15 protein-coding genes are annotated in these 17,479 nt (G+C 70.9%); 7 read left to right on the top strand and 8 right to left on the bottom strand.

From position 1 onward, the window contains the following. Nucleotides 1-60 precede the first annotated feature (60 nt). Together ACH4VX_RS14470 and ACH4VX_RS14465 are read left to right on the top strand one after the other, a co-directional pair. Complete coding sequence (locus ACH4VX_RS14470) at nt 61-942, top strand: NUDIX hydrolase (protein WP_398367719.1); 882 nt, start codon at nt 61-63, stop codon at nt 940-942. After that, nucleotides 939-1,769, top strand: a complete 831-nt coding sequence (locus ACH4VX_RS14465) for an MBL fold metallo-hydrolase (RefSeq protein ID WP_398367718.1) — start codon at nt 939-941, stop codon at nt 1,767-1,769. The genes ACH4VX_RS14470 and ACH4VX_RS14465 overlap by 4 nt, the downstream gene beginning before the upstream one ends. Before the next feature lie 93 nt (nt 1,770-1,862). Here ACH4VX_RS14465 and ACH4VX_RS14460 read toward each other — a convergent pair whose 3' ends face one another. Next, nucleotides 1,863-2,537, bottom strand: a complete 675-nt coding sequence (locus ACH4VX_RS14460; protein ID WP_004928297.1) for a Crp/Fnr family transcriptional regulator — start codon at nt 2,535-2,537, stop codon at nt 1,863-1,865. Between the two features lie 386 nt (nt 2,538-2,923). On the opposite strand from ACH4VX_RS14460, the gene nth reads away from it, so the two are divergent. The 3 genes from nth (at nt 2,924) to ACH4VX_RS14445 (ending at nt 5,888) form a co-directional block, all read left to right on the top strand. Continuing rightward, a complete protein-coding gene (gene nth, locus ACH4VX_RS14455; RefSeq protein ID WP_398367891.1) occupies nt 2,924-3,856 on the top strand; it encodes an endonuclease III in 933 nt (310 codons plus the stop codon). 91 nt (nt 3,857-3,947) lie between these two features. Next, nucleotides 3,948-4,643 carry an NUDIX hydrolase gene (locus ACH4VX_RS14450; RefSeq protein WP_398367717.1) on the top strand — a complete coding sequence of 232 codons (696 nt, stop codon included), beginning with the start codon at nt 3,948-3,950 and terminating at the stop codon, nt 4,641-4,643. A 45-nt stretch (nt 4,644-4,688) separates the two neighbouring features. After that, a complete protein-coding gene (locus ACH4VX_RS14445) occupies nt 4,689-5,888 on the top strand; it encodes a MarP family serine protease (protein ID WP_398367716.1) in 1,200 nt (399 codons plus the stop codon). A 25-nt stretch (nt 5,889-5,913) separates the two neighbouring features. Here ACH4VX_RS14445 and ACH4VX_RS14440 read toward each other — a convergent pair whose 3' ends face one another. The 6 genes from ACH4VX_RS14440 to ACH4VX_RS14415 form a co-directional block, all read right to left on the bottom strand. Further along, nucleotides 5,914-6,096: a hypothetical protein gene (locus tag ACH4VX_RS14440; protein WP_254396688.1), complete on the bottom strand. Its 183-nt coding sequence runs from the start codon at nt 6,094-6,096 to the stop codon at nt 5,914-5,916. Nucleotides 6,097-6,201: 105 nt separating this feature from the next. Beyond that, nucleotides 6,202-7,152, bottom strand: a complete 951-nt coding sequence (locus ACH4VX_RS14435) for an alpha/beta fold hydrolase (RefSeq protein ID WP_398367715.1) — start codon at nt 7,150-7,152, stop codon at nt 6,202-6,204. Next, nucleotides 7,149-7,637, bottom strand: coding sequence for a phage holin family protein (locus ACH4VX_RS14430; protein ID WP_398367714.1), 489 nt, complete (start codon nt 7,635-7,637; stop codon nt 7,149-7,151). Before ACH4VX_RS14430 ends, ACH4VX_RS14435 begins: the two co-directional genes overlap by 4 nt. A 72-nt stretch (nt 7,638-7,709) precedes the next feature. Beyond that, nucleotides 7,710-9,146: a Na+/H+ antiporter NhaA gene (nhaA, locus tag ACH4VX_RS14425; protein WP_398367713.1), complete on the bottom strand. Its 1,437-nt coding sequence runs from the start codon at nt 9,144-9,146 to the stop codon at nt 7,710-7,712. A 172-nt stretch (nt 9,147-9,318) separates the two neighbouring features. Continuing rightward, the gene (gene acs / locus ACH4VX_RS14420; protein ID WP_398367712.1) at nt 9,319-11,274 is read right to left on the bottom strand and encodes an acetate--CoA ligase; all 1,956 of its coding nucleotides are present in this window, start codon (nt 11,272-11,274) and stop codon (nt 9,319-9,321) included. A 196-nt stretch (nt 11,275-11,470) separates the two neighbouring features. Then, complete coding sequence (locus tag ACH4VX_RS14415; RefSeq protein WP_398367711.1) at nt 11,471-13,912, bottom strand: SulP family inorganic anion transporter; 2,442 nt, start codon at nt 13,910-13,912, stop codon at nt 11,471-11,473. A 248-nt stretch (nt 13,913-14,160) separates the two neighbouring features. On the opposite strand from ACH4VX_RS14415, the gene ACH4VX_RS14410 reads away from it, so the two are divergent. Then, the gene (locus tag ACH4VX_RS14410) at nt 14,161-15,429 is read left to right on the top strand and encodes a hypothetical protein (protein WP_398367710.1); all 1,269 of its coding nucleotides are present in this window, start codon (nt 14,161-14,163) and stop codon (nt 15,427-15,429) included. Between the two features lie 3 nt (nt 15,430-15,432). Here the strand turns inward: ACH4VX_RS14410 and ACH4VX_RS14405 are convergent, their stop codons facing one another. Beyond that, complete coding sequence (locus ACH4VX_RS14405) at nt 15,433-16,413, bottom strand: ATP-binding protein (protein ID WP_398367709.1); 981 nt, start codon at nt 16,411-16,413, stop codon at nt 15,433-15,435. A 101-nt stretch (nt 16,414-16,514) separates the two neighbouring features. Between ACH4VX_RS14405 and ACH4VX_RS14400 the strand changes: the two genes are divergently transcribed. After that, a complete protein-coding gene (locus ACH4VX_RS14400) occupies nt 16,515-17,339 on the top strand; it encodes an oxidoreductase (protein ID WP_398367708.1) in 825 nt (274 codons plus the stop codon). Nucleotides 17,340-17,479 lie beyond the last annotated feature (140 nt).

Raw genomic sequence — 17,479 nt, 5'->3', positions numbered from 1 at the left:
GCCGGTCCCGTCGGCCCCCGGGCACTCGAACATCCGCCCGTCACGGGATAGCCTCCGGCCATGGTGAATGCGCAGGCCGGCGGGCAGTGGTACCCGCCCGAGTGGCCGGAGCGGATCCGTGCGCTGGCGGGCGGCGGCCTCACGCCGGTCGCGCCGAAGCGCGCGGCCACCGTCATGCTGCTCAAGGACACCGGCGACGGGCCCGCCGTGCACATGCTGCGCCGGCGTACGTCCATGGCGTTCGCGGGCGGGGCGTACGCCTATCCCGGCGGTGGTGTCGACGCGCGGGACGACGACCGGCACGTGCGCTGGGCGGGCCCCACGCGCGCGTGGTGGGCGGACCGGCTCGGCGTCGACGAGACGGGGGCCCAGGCGATCGTCTGCGCGGCCGTACGGGAGACGTACGAGGAGGCCGGCGTCCTGCTCGCCGGGCCCACCCCCGACTCCGTGGTCGGCGACACGACCGGCGACGACTGGGAGGCGGACCGTGTCGCGCTCGTCGCGCGGGAGACGTCCTTCGCGGAGTTCCTGGACCGCCGGGGACTGGTCCTGCGCTCGGACCTGCTCGGCGCGTGGACGCGCTGGATCACCCCCGAGTTCGAGCCCCGCCGCTACGACACGTGGTTCTTCGTCGCCGCGCTCCCCGAGGGCCAGCGCACCCGCAACGCCTCCACGGAGGCCGACCGCACGGTGTGGATCACACCCCGCGCGGCGGCAGAGGCGTACGACCGGGGCGAGCTGCTGATGATGCCTCCGACCATCGCCACCCTGCGCCGGCTCACCGCGTACGGCACGGCCGCGGAGGCGCTCGAAGCGGCTCCCGCGCGGGACCTCACGCCGGTGCTGGCCACCGCGCGCCTGGAGGAGGGCGAGATCGTGCTCTCCTGGCCGGGGCACGACGAGTTCACCCGGCACATCCCGACCGGGGGAGCCCCCGTATGACGGACGCAAGCGCCCTTCCCGGCCGGCCACGGGGCGGCGTCCTCTCCGGACCCGCCACCGCGCGTGCCGTCAACGTACTGGCCCCCAACCCCTCCGCGATGACCCTGGACGGCACCAACACCTGGATCCTGTCGGAACCGGACTCAGACCTCGCCGTCGTGGTCGACCCCGGCCCGCTGGACGACGGACACCTGCGGCACGTCGTCGGGACCGCCGAACGGGCCGGAAAGCGCGTCGCCCTCACCCTCCTGACGCACGGTCACCCCGACCACGCCGAGGGCGCCGCCCGTTTCGCCGAGCTGACCGGCACGAAGGTGCGGGCACTGGACCCGGCGCTGCGGCTCGGCGACGAGGGGCTGGCCGCCGGGGACGTCATCACCGTCGGCGGCCTGGAGCTGAGGGTCGTACCGACCCCCGGCCACACGGCCGACTCCCTGTGCTTCCATCTCCCGGCCGACCGGTCGGTCCTCACGGGGGACACCGTCCTGGGCCGCGGTACGACCGTCGTGGCCCACCCCGACGGCCGCCTCGGCGACTACCTGGACACGCTGCGCCGGCTCAGGTCGCTCACGGTCGACGACGGCGTCCACACGGTGCTGCCCGGCCACGGCCCCGTCCTGGAGGACGCCCAGGGCGCCGTCGAGTTCTACCTCGCCCACCGCGCCCACCGCCTCGCCCAGGTCGAGACGGCCGTCGAGGACGGCCACCGCACCCCCTCCGAGGTCGTCGCCCACGTCTACGCCGACGTCGACCGCTCCCTGTGGCCGGCCGCGGAACTGTCCGTCCGCGCCCAACTCGAATACCTGCGGGAGCACGGCATCATCTAGCCGCGGAACGCGCTCACCACGCGCGTGTACGCCTCCCGCGCGGACACGACGGAGCCCCGCTTCCCGAGGGAAGCGGGGCTCCGGTGCCAGGTGTCAGCGGGAGCGCTTCGCGAGGCGTTCGACGTCCAGGAGGATCACCGCGCGGGCCTCCAGGCGGAGCCAGCCGCGCTGGGCGAAGTCCGCCAGTGCCTTGTTGACCGTTTCGCGGGACGCGCCGACCAGCTGGGCCAGCTCCTCCTGCGTGAGGTCGTGCACCACGTGGATGCCCTCCTCGGACTGCACGCCGAAGCGGCGGGAGAGGTCCAGCAGGGCGCGGGCGACACGGCCCGGGACGTCCGAGAAGACCAGGTCCGACATCGCGTCGTTGGTCTTGCGCAGCCGGCGCGCGACGGCCCGCAGCAGCGCCGTGGCCACCTCGGGGCGGGCGCTCAGCCAGGGCGTCAGGTCGCCGTGGCCGAGGGCGAGCAGCTTGACCTCGGTGAGCGCCGTGGCGGTCGCGGTGCGCGGACCCGGGTCGAAGAGCGAGAGCTCGCCGATCAGCTCGCCCGGACCGACCACGGCGAGCATGTTCTCGCGGCCGTCGGGGGACGTGCGGTGCAGCTTGACCTTGCCCTCGGTGACCACGTACAGGCGGTCACCGGGATCGCCCTCGTGGAACAGGGAGTCGCCCCGCGCGAGGGTCACCTCACTCATGGAGGCGCGAAGCTCGGCGGCCTGCTCGTCGTCGAGCGCCGCGAAGAGCGGATTCCGCCGCAGAACGTCGTCCACGAGTTCTCTCCTTGTCGGCCTGCTCAGGGGATCTTGTTCCCCCACGTACCAGGGGACCGTGGTTCCCATTTTGCCGGACGGTCCAAACAGTGTGATCTGTCACAAGGATGCCGTACGGGCCGGTCGGGGTATGCGGCAGGGGTCCAATTGGACGCCGGTCTTCGGGACCCGGGGCGGATGTCGGTGCCGGGTCGTAGGCTGGCCGGGTGTCCAAATCGCCGGTGAGAGCACAGGCCGAGGGAGCTGCGCGAGTGGGTGTACGTCGCGATTCCGCTGTGGGCGAACAGGGCTCCGATGGCGGTAGGGAAACGGCGAAAACGACAAAGAGGCCGCCGTTGAAGAAGAAACCGACGGCCCGTGAGAGCGGGGCGGCCGAGGGGGCGAACGTGCCGGCGAGCAAGCCGAAGAAGCCGGAGAGGGCCGCGGCCGGGAAGGCCGCCCCCGTCAAGAAGGCCGCGGCCGCCGGGAAAGCGCTCGTCGCGCCCCGGAAGGCGACCGCCTCCGTGAAGGCCGCCCCGGTGAAGGCCGTCGCCGAACCGGCCAGGGACGAGTCGCGCACCGCGCTGGTCCGCCGCGCGCGCCGGATCAACCGTGAGCTCGCCGAGGTGTTCCCGTACGCCCACCCGGAGCTGGACTTCGAGAACCCCTTCCAACTCGTCGTCGCCACCGTGCTGTCGGCCCAGACCACCGACCTGCGCGTCAACCAGACGACCCCCGCCCTCTTCGCGAAGTACCCCACCCCCGAGGACCTGGCCGCCGCCGATCCCGAGGAGGTGGAGGAGATCCTGCGCCCCACCGGTTTCTTCCGCGCCAAGACCAAGTCGGTCATAGGGCTGTCGAAGGTGCTGGCGGAGGATTTCGGCGGCGAGGTGCCCGGCCGGCTCGAGGATCTCGTCAAACTGCCCGGTGTGGGCCGCAAGACCGCCTTCGTGGTGCTCGGCAACGCGTTCGGCCGTCCCGGCATCACCGTGGACACCCACTTCCAGCGCCTCGTGCGCCGCTGGCGCTGGACCGGGGAGACCGACCCCGACAAGATCGAGGCGGCCGTCGGCGCGCTCTTCCCCAAGAGCGACTGGACCGACCTGTCCCACCACGTCATCTGGCACGGCCGCCGCATCTGCCACGCCCGCAAGCCCGCCTGCGGCGCCTGCCCCATCGCGCCGCTCTGCCCGGCGTACGGCGAGGGCGAGACGGACCCGGAGAAGGCGCGGAAGCTGCTGAAGTACGAGAAGGGCGGTCTCCCGGGCCAGCGTCTGAACCCCCCGCAGTCCTACCTCGACGCCGGTGGCAGGCCCGCGCCGCCGCTGGGGGCCGGATGACGGGGCGGTACACACGACGGCGGCCCGCGGAACGATCTCGGAGCCGCCGGGCGTTGGACCCGTGGGACGCGGCCGGACGACGGGGGTGGCGATGACGCGGACGAGCGGTACCCAGGGCGGTCCTGTGACGCTCAGCCGGGAAGGGCTGCCCTCCTGGCTGGACCCGGTGGCCCACGCGGCGGAGACGGTCGGGCCGAGACAGCTGAGCCGCTTCCTGCCCCCGGAGAACGGCACGGGGCGCCAGTCCGCCGTCCTCATCCTCTTCGGCGACGGCGAGCGCGGCCCGGAGCTGCTGCTCATGGAGCGGGCGAGTTCGCTGCGCTCGCACGCCGGGCAGCCGTCCTTCCCCGGCGGCGCCCTCGACCCCGAGGACGGCGACCCGCACGGCGACGGACCGCTGCGGGCCGCTCTGCGCGAGGCCGAGGAGGAGACCGGGCTCGACCCGGCCGGTGTCCAGCTGTTCGGCGTACTGCCGAAGCTCTACATCCCGGTCAGCGGGTTCGTCGTCACACCCGTGCTGGGCTGGTGGCGCGTACCCAGCCCGGTAGGGGTCGTCGACCCGAACGAGACGGCGCGGGTGTTCACCGTCCCGGTGGCGGATCTCACCCACCCGGACAACCGTGCGACCGCGGTCCACCCCAGCGGCCACCAGGGTCCGGCATTCCTGGTCGAATCGGCCCTCGTATGGGGCTTCACCGCCGGGGTCATCGACCGGTTGCTGCACTTCGCGGGGTGGGAGCGGCCCTGGGACCGGGACAGGCGGGTCCCACTGGACTGGCGGTCATGACAGGGTGGGCGCCGTGCTGGGTCGGACGAGGCGAGGCTTGAAGCGGTGAACGTGCTGGACATCCTGTTGCTCGTCGCCGCCGTGTGGTTCGCGGTCGTCGGCTACCGCCAGGGTTTCGTCGTCGGCATCCTGTCGGTGATCGGTTTCCTGGGCGGCGGTCTCGTCGCCGTCTACACGCTGCCCGTCATCTGGGACGCCCTGACGGACGACTCCGAGGTCGGTACGACGGCCGCCGTCGTCGCGGTCGTCGTCGTCATAGTCTGCGCCTCCGTCGGCCAGGCCCTGACCACTCACCTCGGCAACAAGCTGCGCCGCTTCATCACCTGGTCCCCGGCCCGCGCGCTGGACGCCACCGGCGGCGCCCTGGTCAACGTCGTCGCGATGCTCCTGGTCGCCTGGCTGATCGGCTCGGCCCTCGCCGGTACGACGCTGCCGACGCTCGGCAAGGAGGTCCGCGGCTCCAAGGTGCTGCTCGGGGTCTCCCGGGCGCTGCCCGGCCAGGCCGACACCTGGTTCGCCGACTTCTCCTCCGTCCTCGCGCAGAACGGCTTCCCGCAGGTCTTCAGCCCGTTCGCCAGCGAGCCGATCACCGACGTCCGGCCCCCGGATCCGGCCCTGGCGGGCAGCTCGGTCGCCCTCCGCGCGCAGCGCTCCATCGTCAAGGTGATGGGCACTGCCGCGGGCTGCGGCAAGGTCCTGGAGGGCACCGGCTTCGTCTTCGCCGAGCGCCGCGTCATGACCAACGCGCATGTCGTGGGCGGCGTCGACGAGCCGACCGTGCAGATAGGCGGCGAGGGCCGGAAGTACGACGCCACGGTCGTCCTCTACGACTGGAAGCGCGACATCGCCGTCCTCGACGTACCCGATTTGAAGGCGCCCGCGCTGCGGTTCACGACCGAGGACGCGAGCAGCGGCGACGGCGCCATCGTCGCCGGCTTCCCGGAGAACGGGGCGTACGACGTCCGCGCGGCACGCCTGCGCGGACGCATCACGGCCAACGGCCCCGACATCTACCACCGCGGCACCGTCCGCCGTGACGTGTACTCCCTGTACGCGACGGTCCGTCAGGGCAACTCCGGCGGCCCGCTGCTCTCCCCCGAGGGGGAGGTCTACGGCGTGGTCTTCGCGAAGTCGCTCGACGACGCCGAGACGGGTTACGCGCTCACGGCGGACGAGATCCAGGAGGACATCGCCGAGGGCCGCGCCGCGAACCAGCAGGTGGACAGCGACAGCTGCGCGCTCTAGTCCCGGGGAACAGTCGTACGGACCGTCAGCCGCGCGGGTGGCGCAGGCGGACGGACACCCAGCGGGCCCTGCGGCGGAGGATGCGGGGGATTCCCACCCTGAGGTCCGTACCTGCCATCTGTGGTGCACCGCCTCGCTGGTGGGAACCCATACCGCCCGCCGAGCGGCGGTCGCGGCTTGCGTCGCTGTAGTCGTGCGTCCAGCCCATACCCGGACGTCTGCCCCCGCCCCAAGGTCGATAACCACCTCACGCGCTCTCAATTGGCCTATGCGCCGGGCAATTGGCCGACCGTCAGACAAGCGCTCGATCCGGTCACCGATCGGGTTCGGGATCCTTCAGCCAATTGATCAGTTCCGTCGAGAAAGCGACCGGGTCCTCCTCGTGCGGGAAGTGCCCCAGCCCGTCGAACAGCCGCCAGCGGTACGGCGCTTCGACGTACTCCCCGGACCCCGCCGCACTGCGCGTGCGGACGACCGGGTCCAGCGAGCCGTGCAGATGCAGCGTCGGCACCCGCACGGGGCGCTTCATCCTGCGGTTGAACTGGATGCCGTCCGGACGTGCCAGGGAGCGCACCATCCAGCGGTACGGCTCGATCGAGCAGTGCGCCGTGGACGGGATGCACATGGCCCGCCGGTAGTTCTCCAGCGCCTTCTCGTCCGGCGGGTGCGGCCCGGACCAGTCCTGGATGAGCTCGGCCACCAGCGCCCCGTCGTCCGCGGTGAGCCGGCGCTCCGGGATCCAGGGCCGCTGGAATCCCCAGATGTGGGACAGGGCGGCCGACTGCCTGGCGTCGGAGAGCAGCGCCGAGCGCCAGCGCCGCGGATGCGGCATGGAGGTGACCGCGAGTCGCCGTACGAGCTTGGGGCGCATCGTCGCCGCCGTCCACGCCAGGTAGCCGCCCAGGTCGTGCCCGACCAGCGCGGCGTCCGGCTCGCCGAGGGAACGGATCACCCCGGTGATGTCCAGTGCGAGGTTGGCCGGGTCGTAACCACGCGGCGTACGGTCGCTGCCGCCGACACCCCGCAGATCCATGGCGACGGCCCGGAAACCGGCGTCGGCGAGCGCCGTCAGCTGGTGCCGCCAGGTCCACCAGAACTGCGGGAAGCCGTGCAGCAGCAGCACCAGAGGGCCGTCGCCCAGCTCCGCGATGTGGAAGCGGGCGCCGTTGGCGGCGACGTCCCGGTGCGTCAGTCCGGCGCCGCCGGGGATGTCGAGGCGTACGACCGAAGCGGGCTGCGCCGGAGGGGTGGCGGGATCCGTCATGAAGATGAGCGTGCCACAGCCTCAATGGCCTGGGGGACCCGGTCCTCGGGCAGCTCGGGGCGCGGGTGCGGCTTGGCCTTCTGCAGCACGCCCGCCGTCTCCTTCACCGAGGCGGCGACCTTCTGCGGGCCCCGGCCCTTCTTCGCCTTCTTCGCGAAGACGATGCCGATCAGCGCGAGGAGCAGCGCGATCAGCACGTTCGCCGCGAAGGAGAGCAGGAAGCAGACCGCGAGGTTCCAGTCGCTCCAGGTGCGGATGCCGTAGGCGAGCGCGAAGTTCAGCATCGGCAGGGAGAACAACAGCAGCACACCGGCCGCCGTGAACGCGCCGCCACTGGTCGCGCCCCGCTTGACGTCCTGCTTGAGCTGCGCCTTCGCCAGCGCGATCTCGTCGTGCACCAGCGCCGACATGTCGGCCGTCGCCGAGGCGAACAGCTGGCCGATGCTGCGTTCGGCGCCGACCGGGCTGCCGTCAGGTGCGCTCATCGCGGTCTCCCTCTTCTGCGTACGCTTTCGTGTCCGCGCGTACGGTTCAGTCTTTTGTACCGTCTCGTCAGATCATGCCGGACCGTGGTGCTCCTCGCTTGCCCCGCCCGTCACTTGGGTAAGCGCGTCCCGCTCGGCGGCCTTCTCCCGGGCGAGTCGTCGGTGCTCCGCGGCCTTCCGTTCGTGGATCTCCGCCATGCGCAGGTGGTACGCCGGGTCGTCCTGCTCGTAGACGTCCGGGACGCCGCTGAGGTCCTCGTCGCGCTCCTCTTCCTCGGTCAGTCTGCGGTATTTGGCGTTCCGTATCTTCAGCAGCACCGTCGCGACGGCGGTGGCGATCAGCGAGCCGGTCAGGACGGCTGCCTTGACGCTGTCGGTCATCGACGCGTCCTCCTCGAAGGCGAGTTCCCCGATGAGCAGCGACACGGTGAAACCGATCCCGGCGAGGGTCGCCACCGCGAACACGTCCGCCCAGGCGAGGTCGTCACTGAGCGAGGCTCGGGTGAAGCGTGCCGTCAGCCACGTACCGCCGAAGATGCCGAACGTCTTGCCGACGACGAGCCCGAGCACCACACCGAGCGTCTCGGGCTGCGTGAACACATCTGCGAGGGCCCCGCCGGAGATCGCCACGCCGGCGCTGAACAGAGCGAACAGCGGGACCGCGAGACCCGCCGAGAGCGGCCGGACGAGGTGCTCGACGCGCTCGCCGGGGGAGTGTTCCTCGCCCTCGTGACGATGGCAGCGCAGCATCAGGCCCATGGCGACACCGGCGATGGTGGCGTGGATGCCGCTGTTGTACATCAGCGCCCACACGACCAGCGCGAGCGGTACGTACACGTACCAGCCCCGTACGCCCTTGCGCAGCAGCAGCCAGAAGACGACCAGGCCCGCGACCGCGCCGCCGAGCGCCGCGAAGTTCAGGCCGTCGGTGAAGAAGACCGCGATGATCAGGATCGCGAACAGGTCGTCGACCACGGCGAGGGTGAGCAGGAAGGCCCGCAGCGCGCTCGGCAGGGAGGTGCCGATGACGGCGAGCACGGCGAGCGCGAAGGCGATGTCGGTGGCGGTGGGCACGGCCCAGCCCGCCAGGGAGCCACCGCCCATGCCACTGGTGAGTGTGTAGACCAGCGCCGGTACGGCCATGCCGCACAGGGCGGCGACGACGGGGAGCACGGCGGCCTTGGGGTCGCGCAGATCACCGGCGACCAATTCGCGCTTGAGCTCGATCCCCGCGACGAAGAAGAAGACCGCGAGCAGTCCGTCGGCGGCCCAGTGCGCCACGGACAGATTGAGCCCGAGGGCCTCGGGGCCGAAGTGGAAGTGGCTGACGCTCTCGTAGCTGCTGTGCAGACCGGGCACGTTCGCCCAGATCAGCGCGGCGACGGCGGCGAGGAGCAGCAGGACGCCGCCGACGGTCTCGGTGCGCAGCGCGTCCGTGACGAACGTCCGCTCGGGCAGGGAGAGGCGCCCGAAGGCCTTGCGGGGGCTGGGGGTGCGGGGCACGGTCACGGGAGTTCCTCTGGTCGGCGGGCAGCACGAATCGCGTGCCGACCAGACTTCCCGGCGCCCCATGAGACAGCTTTTTGTTTAGTTTAGCTAACGTGCTCCTGGGGCGCACCCGGAGCGCCTCGGGGCACCCTGCGCATGGCCGCGTAAGGTGCCCCGATCAGCCGCCGCCCGCTCAGTCCTCGCCGGGCGCCTGGGGCAGCTTGGCCTGGATGAGGTCCATGACCGTGCTGTCGGTCAGCGTGGTGACGTCTCCGAGCTGGCGGTTCTCGGCGACGTCGCGGAGCAGGCGGCGCATGATCTTGCCGGAGCGGGTCTTGGGCAGTTCGGCCACCGGCAGGATCCGCTGGGGCTTGGCGATGGGGCCGAGGGTGGTGCCGACGTGGTTGCGCAGTTCGCCGGTGAGGTCTTCGGTCTCGGTCGCGGTGCCGCGCAGGATCACGAAGGCGACGATCGCCTGGCCGGTGGTCTCGTCCGCGGCGCCGACCACGGCCGCCTCGGCGACCGAGGGGTGGGAGACGAGTGCGGACTCGACCTCGGTGGTGGAGATGTTGTGGCCGGACACCAGCATCACGTCGTCGACCCGGCCGAGCAGCCAGATGTCGCCGTCGTCGTCCTTCTTGGCGCCGTCACCGGCGAAGTACTTGCCTTCGAAGCGGGACCAGTAGGTGTCGATGAACCGCTGGTCGTCGCCCCAGATGGTGCGCAGCATCGAGGGCCACGGCTCGGTGAGGACCAGGTAGCCGCCGCCGCCGTCGGGTACCTCGTTCGCCTCGTCGTCGACGACGGTCGCGGCGATGCCGGGCAGCGGGGTCTGGGCGGAGCCGGGTTTGGCGTCGGTCACGCCCGGCAGCGGGGAGATCATCATCGCGCCGGTCTCGGTCTGCCACCAGGTGTCCACCACCGGGGTGCGGTCGGCGCCGATGTTCTTGCGGTACCAGATCCACGCCTCGGGGTTGATCGGTTCGCCCACCGAGCCCAGCACCCGCAGGCTGCCGAGGTCGAACTTGGCGGGGATGTCGTCGCCCCACTTCATGAAGGTGCGGATCGCGGTGGGCGCGGTGTAGAGGATCGTCACGCCGTACTTCTGCACGATCTCCCAGAACCGGCCCTGGTGCGGGGTGTCCGGCGTGCCCTCGTACATCACCTGGGTGGCGCCGTTGGCGAGCGGACCGTAGACGATGTAGGAGTGCCCGGTGACCCAGCCGACGTCGGCGGTGCACCAGTACACGTCGGTTTCCGGCTTGAGGTCGAACACCGACCAGTGCGTGTAGGCCGTCTGGGTCAGGTAGCCGCCGGAGGTGTGCAGGATGCCCTTCGGCTTACCCGTGGTGCCCGAGGTGTAGAGGATGAACAGCGGGTGCTCGGCCCCGAACGCCTGCGGGGTGTGCTCGGCGCTCTGCCGCTGCACCAGGTCGTGCCACCACACGTCGCGGCCCTGGGTGAAGGCGACGTCCTGGCCGGTGCGGCGCACCACGAGGACGTGCTCGACGGTGCCGGCCTTGGCGACCGCCTCGTCCACGGCCGGCTTGAGCGCGGAGGGCTTGCCGCGCCGGTAGCCGCCGTCGGCGGTGATGACGACCCGCGCGTCGGCGTCCTGGATGCGGGTGGCGAGCGCGTCCGCCGAGAAGCCGCCGAAGACCACGGAGTGCGCGGCGCCGATGCGGGCGCAGGCCAGCATCGCGATGGCGGTCTCCGGGATCATCGGCATGTAGACGGCGACCCGGTCGCCCGCCCGGACGCCCAGCTCCAGCAGGGCGTTGGCGGCCCTGGAGACCTCGTCCTTGAGCTGGGCGTAGGTGAGGGCGCGGCTGTCGCCCGGCTCGCCCTCGAAGTGGATGGCGACCCGGTCGCCGTGCCCGGCCTCCACATGCCGGTCCACGCAGTTGTAGGCGACGTTGAGCTCGCCGTCCTGGAACCACTTGGCGAACGGCGGGTTCGACCAGTCCAGGGTCTCGGTGGGCTCGGTGGCCCAGGTCAGCCGGCGGGCCTGCTCGGCCCAGAAGCCGAGCCTGTCAGCCTTGGCCTGTTCGTACGCCTCCGCCGTGACGTTGGCGTGCGCGGCCAGGTCGGCGGGGGGCGCGAAACGACGCTCCTCCTTCAGAAGGTTGGCCAGGCTTTCATTGCTCACGGCATCTGCCTTTCCCAGGGTGTCCGTTGTGTCCCAGGCCACAGCTCATCAGACCCGGGGGTGCGCTGACAAGGGCCGACGGGAAATTGGTTTAGACCTGTCGGGTGGGGTGGCGCGAGGTGCGCCACCCTTTCCCACGAGGCCCGGAGCAAGCCGGTTCAAGGTGTGTAACACCTCTCACACCCGGATGGGCCCCTCACATCGCCAGGTCCGCGGACCGCACCCGGTCGAACACCTTCTCCTCGTCCCGCTCGGTGAGGAGATACGCCTGGGCCTCACCCACGTGGAAGTACATGCCGTGCAGCTCCAGGGCGCCGTCCTTCATGGCCCGGACCACCGATTCATGGGCGCGCAGATGCTCCAGCTGTTGCACCACGTTCGTCAGACAGAGCTGCTCGACCGCGTCGGCGGGGGCCCGCCCGGCCAGCCGCGACGGGGGCCCGCTGCCGTCGCCCATACGCTGCAGGCTCGGCCGGCCGTGCCGCAGCCAGCGTCTCAGCGGGGTGCGGGCGCCGTCCGGCTCGGCGTCGAGCAGCGCCTGCATCGCACCGCACCCCGAGTGCCCGCACACCGTGATCGACCGGACCGCCAGCACCTCCACGGCGTACTCGATGGCGGCCGCCACCGAGTCGTCGCCGCTCTCCGCGCCGGGCGGTGGCACGAGGTTGCCGACATTGCGCACCACGAACAGGTCTCCCGGACCACTGGCCGTGATCATCGAGGTGACCACCCGGGAGTCGGCACAGGTCAGGAACAGATGTGCGGGCCGCTGTCCCTCGCGCGCCAGCCGGGCCAGCTCGCCGCGCACCAGGGGAGCGGTGTTGCGCTGGAACGCGCTGATGCCGCGCATCAGTTCGTGACCGCCGGTTTCGGCCGGCTCCGGTTCCTCCGCAACTGCTCCGTCCGTTCCGGCTGTTCTCTTCGTTCCGTCGGTCCCGCCTGGCCGTGGGTCGCCGTCCGGCACGGAGCGTGGGCGTTCGCACTGGTGGTTGCGCCAGGCCGTCCAGGGCCGGCAGCGGCAGCCGGCGTCGGACGCGTCGGCCTCCTCGCTCCTGTCGAACGGGTGCCCGGAGGTGAGGGCCGCGGGTTCGGCGATCCGGAGCCCGGCGCGGCGGCCGGTGATCTCGACGGTGCCGCCCCGCGCGGTGTGCGTGCTCTGCCAGTCCTGCAGCGTCTCGTACGCCGCGTGGTCCATGAAGGAGCCGTCCAACGTCACGACCACGTCGGCTCTTTGGGGGACGAGGTGCAGGGCCCGGCTGAGCCGTGGCACCGCGAGGAACGTCAGCTGACCTCGTACGTGTACGTGATGGGCTCCTTCCTTCTCCTCGTGCGTGATCCGGGTGCGGGTGAGCCGGTGCAGGGCCACACCGACGGCGACGGCGATGCCCAGTGCCACACCCTCCAGGACGCCGAGGGACACGACGCCGAGGGTGGTCACGGCGTAGACCAGGACTTCGCGGTGGCGGGTCACCGTGCGGATGTGGTGCAGGGACACCATCTGGATGCCGACGGCCATCACCAGGGCGGCGAGTGAGGCGAGCGGGATGGACTCCAGGAGCGGAACCATCAGCAGCGCGGCGATCACTACGAGAACGCCGTGCAGCATCGTGGAGTTCCGGCTCACGGCACCCGCTTTGACGTTCGCGGAACTGCGGACCGCCACTCCGGCCACCGGAAGTCCGCCGAGCGAGCCGGAGACGATGTTGGCCGCGCCCTGACCGAGCAGTTCACGGTCCAGATCGGAGCGCCCGACCTGGCCGGGGCCGGGGCGGCCGGACACCAGCTTGTCCACGGCCACGGCGCCGAGCAGCGACTGCACGCTGCACACCAGCGTCGTGGTGAGCACGGCAGCGGCGAGGCCGAGCACGGGTCCTTCGGGCAGCCCGGCCAGGGCGTGGTTGCGCCAGGACGGCAGATCCACCTTGGGCAGGACGAGGCCGGCCGCGGCGGCGATCGCGGTGGCTCCGGCGACGGCGACGAGCGCTGCCGGAACCGCGCGGAGAACGCGTCCGGCGCGGCCCGGGAGGCGGGGCCAGAGCAGCAGCAGGGACAGTGTCAGGAGGCTCACCGACAGGGCCGCGGGATGCAGGTTCGCCAACTGGGCGGGAAGGGCGAGGAGGTTGTCGGGGACGGAGCTCTGCGGGGTGCCGCCGAGGACGATGTGCAGCTGGGCGACGGCGATGGTGACGCCGATGCCGGCGAGCATGCCGTGCACGATCGCGGGGCTCACGGCGAGCGCGCCGCGCGCCACGCGCAGGCAGCCGAGGCCGAGCTGGGTGATTCCGGCGAGGACGGTGATGGCACAGGTCGTCCGCCAGCCGTAGTGCTGGATGAGGTCGGCGGTGACGACGGTGAGTCCGGCGGCGGGACCGCTCACCTGGAGCGGAGAGCCGCCGATCCGCCCGGCGACGATTCCGCCCACTGCGGCGGCGACCAGGCCGGCCTGGAGCGGCGCACCGGTGGCGAGGGCGATGCCGAGGGACAGCGGAAGGGCGATCAGGAAGACCGCGATCGAGGCCGAGAGGTCGGCTCCCGCGATACGCGGGCGTGGGGAGCCGGTCGGTGGCGGGCTGTGGGGCGGGTGGGCGCGCTCGGTCCGATCCGAGTCGGCGGCGCGGGCGGGAACACAGGCTGACATGGTTTCTCCTCTCCCGGATATCAACAATCCGTAAACAGATCGTAATTGAGAGTAAAGGACTGGCATAGGCTTTCCGGGCAAATGGGTGAATCAATCACTCCAGCGAGTGGCGTAGCCATTTCATCGGCTTGTCGTATTAATTCCTTCTTCGTTCCGTGCGACTTTGACGGCGCTGTCGGCATGGACCGGCACGGCACCAGGCAAAGCCCTCATCGAGCTCGGCCCGAGAGAAGGAAGAAGGTGGGCGAATGGCCGCCACCCACAGGATCGCCACGGGCACCGTGATCGTCGCGGTCTGCGTCGCCTCGCTCGCCGGCTGCGGAACCGGTACCGGCAACACCGGCGAGCAGACGCGTGACCAGGAGAAGGCCAAGCCGGCTCCGGCACCGAAGAACGTCGTCCGGCTGATCGGCGACGGCTCCACCGCGTACACTGGGGCACAGCCGCACCTACCCCGGCCCGAACGGCTGAAGCGCGGCGAAAAGCCCCCGCAGTTCGTGGTCTTCTCCTGGGACGGCGCGGGCGAGGACGGGCAGAAGCTCTTCTCGCATTTCCGTGAGGTCGCCAAGGAGAACAACGCGACCATGACGTACTTCCTGAGCGGCGTGTACCTGCTGCCGGAGGAGAAACGCGATCTGTACCGACCGCCGCAGCACTCCCCGGGCCGCTCCGACATCGGCTTCAACGACCGGGAGGGCATCGCCGACACCGTGAAGCAGCTGCGCCTCGCCTGGCTCGAGGGCAACGAGATCGGTACCCACTTCAACGGGCACTTCTGCGGCAGCGGCGGTGGGGTCGGCGAATGGTCGGTGGCGGACTGGAAGGACGAGATCGCCCAGGCCAAGCATTTTGTGAGGACCTGGAAGACCAACACCGGCATGAAGAACTCGGCCCCGCTGCCCTTTGATTACGACAAGGAGCTGATCGGTGCCCGCACCCCCTGCCTGGAGGGGCAGAAGAACTTCATGAAGGCCGCCCGCGACCTGGGCTTCCGCTACGACACCAGCGGGGTCGACAACCAGGTGTGGCCGAAGAAGAAGCAGGGCCTGTGGGACCTGTCGATGCAGCTCGTGCCCTTTCCCGGGCACTCCTTCGAACAGCTCACCATGGACTACAACTTCATGGTCAACCAGTCCGGCACCACCCAGGGTGACCCCGCCAAGCACGAGATGTGGGGCGACCAGATGCGGGACGGCCTCCTCCAGGGCTTCGAGCGGGCCTACAAGGGCAACAGGGCGCCCCTGATCATCGGCAACCACTTCGAGTCCTGGAACGGCGGCACCTACATGCGGGCCGTCGAGGAGGTCATCGAGGAGGTGTGCACCAAGTCCGACGTGCGCTGTGTCTCCTTCCGCCGGCTCGTGGACTGGCTGGACGCCCAGGACCCGGAGACCCTGGCGAAACTGCGCACGCTGAACGTCGGTGAGGCCCCGAAGAAGGGCTGGGAGTCCTTCCTGTCCGGCGGTCCCGCACCGGCCCCCAAAGGGGTGCCCGGAGCCCCGGCCGAGAAGCGGTGAGCGTCAGGCGGACGCCGTGACGTTCTCACCGAGCACGAAACCGGGGTCGATCTGGGCCGCCAGGTCGGTCCCGGTGCGCTCGTCGCCCCACGACCGGGCGTTCTTCAGATGGAAGTGCGCCATCTGGCGGGTGTAACGCTCGCGGTCGCGTGACTCGTACGTCGCGTCGGCGGCCGAATGCAGCAGGCGCAGCGCGTGCCGGTTGGGCTCCTCCAGGAGGTCGAACCGGGGTGGCCGGCCCTTCTCCATGGCCCGGACCCAGTCCGAGTGCCCCACCGTCACCAGCAGGTCCTCCCCGGTCTCCGCGCGGAGGAAGTCGAGGTCGTCCGGTCCCTGCACCTTGTTGCCGACGACCTTCAGGGTGACGCCGAAGTCACGGGCGTACTCCTTGTACTGGCGATAGACGGAGACCCCCTTCCGGGTCGGCTCGGCCACGAGGAACGTGATGTCGAAGCGGGTGAACATGCCGGAGGCGAAGGAGTCCGAGCCGGCCGTCATGTCGACCACGACGTACTCGCCGGGGCCGTCCACCAGGTGGTTCAGACACAGCTCCACCGCTCCGGTCTTGGAGTGGTAGCAGGCGACCCCCAGGTCGGCGTCGGTGAAGGGGCCGGTGACCATCAAACGGACGGCCCCGCCGTCGAGTTCCATCGGCCGCGCGCAGGCGTCGTAGACCGGATTGTCCTCGCACACCCGCAGCAGCCGGGAGCCCTCACCGGGCGGAGTGGTCTTGATCATCGTCTCGGCGGACGCGATGCGCGGATTGGTGCCGCGCAGATAGTCCTTGATCAGCGGCAGGTGCTCGCCCATCGCGGGCAGCGCGGCAGCCTCCGCCTCGTCCAGGCCCAGTGCGGCCCCGAGGTGCTGGTTGATGTCGGCGTCCACGGCGACGACCGGGGCGCCGACAGCCGCGAGATGACGGATGAACAGGGAGGACAGGGTCGTCTTTCCGCTGCCGCCCTTCCCCACGAAAGCAATTTTCATGTTCACCAAGCGTAATGGAATGATAGCTATAGGTGACAGCCGGGCGTGAAGAAGACCACTCCTTCGTGGGGTGGGCGCCGGGGGTGCGTAGGGTCGTACTCATGAGTACGACAGGTGCGACCGGCGACCCGCTCGCCACCCTGGGATCCCTGCCCGGAGTGGCCGACTCCGTGGAGTCCGTGCGCAAGGCCGTGGACCGGGTCTACGGGCACCGGGTCATGCGGCGGCGCAGCAACGAGATCACCTCCGAGGCGGCGCTGCGCGGCGCCCGCGGTTCGGCGGCCCTGTCGGGCGCGGACTGGGCCCTGGAGGAGGTGCGCCGGCGCAGCGACTTCAGCGGCGGTGACGACGCTCGCACGATGGGCGCGGCGCTGCGGCTGACCGCCGAGGCGGGGCAGTTGCTGTCCATCTGGCGGCAGTCGCCTCTGCGGGTCCTGGCCCGGCTGCACCTGGTCGCGGCGGCCGACAAGGCCGAGCAGGTCGGGCGGCCCCGGCAGGAGGGCGAGCCGGTCGACGAGCCCTTGATCGGGCTCGATCTGCCGAGCGCGGCGGAGGCGCACGGCCGGCTGGACGGGCTGTCCGAGCTGATCATCGCGGGCGGTTCCGCCCCGGCGCTGGTGACGGCCGCCGTCGTGCACGGCGAGCTGCTCGCGCTGCGCCCCTTCACCTCCCACAACGGCCTGGTCGCGCGTACGGCCGAACGCGTCGTCCTGGTCGGCAGCGGTCTCGACCCCAAGTCGGTCTGCCCGGCCGAGGCCGGACACGCCGAACTGGGCCGGGAAGCCTACTTGAAGGCGCTGAAGGGCTATGCCTCCGGTACCCCCGAGGGTGTGGCGGCCTGGATCGCCCATTGCGGGCGCGCGGTCGAGCTGGGTGCGCGCGAGTCGACGGCCGTGTGCGAGGCGCTTCAGCGTGGGGCCGCGTAAAAGGAGCCGGACGAAAACCGGGCAGGAATGCGGCGGTACGAATACTCGTACCGCCGCTGGCATGTCCACCGCGTTACCAAGCGTCCTCGATATGTGCCCATCAGGTCGGGAACTTCGCCCGTCACCTGGTGCGGCTGGCC

This window comes from Streptomyces sp. NPDC020731 (genome assembly GCF_044334705.1).
In the GTDB taxonomy this organism is placed as follows: Bacteria; Actinomycetota; Actinomycetes; order Streptomycetales; family Streptomycetaceae; genus Streptomyces.
This window is presented reverse-complemented; position numbering and strand designations above follow the sequence as displayed.

Excerpts from the sequence above, each read along its gene's own strand:
- ACH4VX_RS14470 (WP_398367719.1), top strand. The coding sequence starts at position 61 with ATGGTGAATGCGCAGGCCGGCGGGCAGTGGTACCCGCCCGAGTGGCCG.
- ACH4VX_RS14465 (WP_398367718.1), top strand. The coding sequence starts at position 939 with ATGACGGACGCAAGCGCCCTTCCCGGCCGGCCACGGGGCGGCGTCCTC.
- ACH4VX_RS14450 (WP_398367717.1), top strand. The coding sequence starts at position 3,948 with ATGACGCGGACGAGCGGTACCCAGGGCGGTCCTGTGACGCTCAGCCGG.
- ACH4VX_RS14440 (WP_254396688.1), bottom strand. The coding sequence starts at position 6,096 with ATGGGCTGGACGCACGACTACAGCGACGCAAGCCGCGACCGCCGCTCG.
- ACH4VX_RS14435 (WP_398367715.1), bottom strand. The coding sequence starts at position 7,152 with ATGACGGATCCCGCCACCCCTCCGGCGCAGCCCGCTTCGGTCGTACGC.
- ACH4VX_RS14430 (WP_398367714.1), bottom strand. The coding sequence starts at position 7,637 with ATGAGCGCACCTGACGGCAGCCCGGTCGGCGCCGAACGCAGCATCGGC.
- ACH4VX_RS14415 (WP_398367711.1), bottom strand. The coding sequence starts at position 13,912 with ATGTCAGCCTGTGTTCCCGCCCGCGCCGCCGACTCGGATCGGACCGAG.
- ACH4VX_RS14410 (WP_398367710.1), top strand. The coding sequence starts at position 14,161 with ATGGCCGCCACCCACAGGATCGCCACGGGCACCGTGATCGTCGCGGTC.
- ACH4VX_RS14405 (WP_398367709.1), bottom strand. The coding sequence starts at position 16,413 with ATGAAAATTGCTTTCGTGGGGAAGGGCGGCAGCGGAAAGACGACCCTG.
- ACH4VX_RS14400 (WP_398367708.1), top strand. The coding sequence starts at position 16,515 with ATGAGTACGACAGGTGCGACCGGCGACCCGCTCGCCACCCTGGGATCC.